This is a genomic window from Aestuariivita boseongensis, assembly GCF_001262635.1.
Taxonomy (GTDB): Bacteria; Pseudomonadota; Alphaproteobacteria; order Rhodobacterales; family Rhodobacteraceae; genus Aestuariivita; species Aestuariivita boseongensis.
The window spans coordinates 1-342 of the sequence record NZ_JXYH01000137.1 but is presented as its reverse complement, the minus strand read 5'-3'; the positions used below and the strand labels follow the sequence as shown (position 1 = coordinate 342).

The following is a 342-nucleotide window of genomic DNA, read 5'->3' as shown; positions in this document are numbered from 1 at the left end:
CGCCGTGGGCGCGCGCAGCGCGATCACGCGGGCGGCCTCTTCATTGATCAGCTCTTCAAGCGCGTCGATGGCCTTGTCGCCTGCGCGCACCGTTTCGGCCAGTTCCTCGTCGCGGTCGACAAGGGATTGCGCACCCTTCCGGATGGCGGCTTCGACCAGGCCGCCCATCTTCATGATATTGGCCTGAATTTCTTCGAGATCGCGGTCGAAAGCGGATTGGATATGTTGATCTGGCATGGGCTCTCCTCCTAGCCGATCCGTCCGGTGATATAGCTTTCCGTGCGGGGGTCTTCGGGGTTGGTGAAGATATGGCTGGTGTCGCCATATTCCACCAGGTTCCCC

1 protein-coding gene and 1 pseudogene are annotated in these 342 nt (G+C 61.1%); both read right to left on the bottom strand.

The features are described from left to right. Window positions 1-237 (bottom strand): phosphate signaling complex PhoU family protein (locus tag TR61_RS19505; protein ID WP_281178085.1); only part of this gene is annotated, 237 nt, incomplete at its 3' end. Window positions 238-248: 11 nt separating this feature from the next. Continuing rightward, window positions 249-342 (bottom strand): annotated as a pseudogene (locus TR61_RS20080) (phosphate ABC transporter ATP-binding protein); the annotation flags it as partial.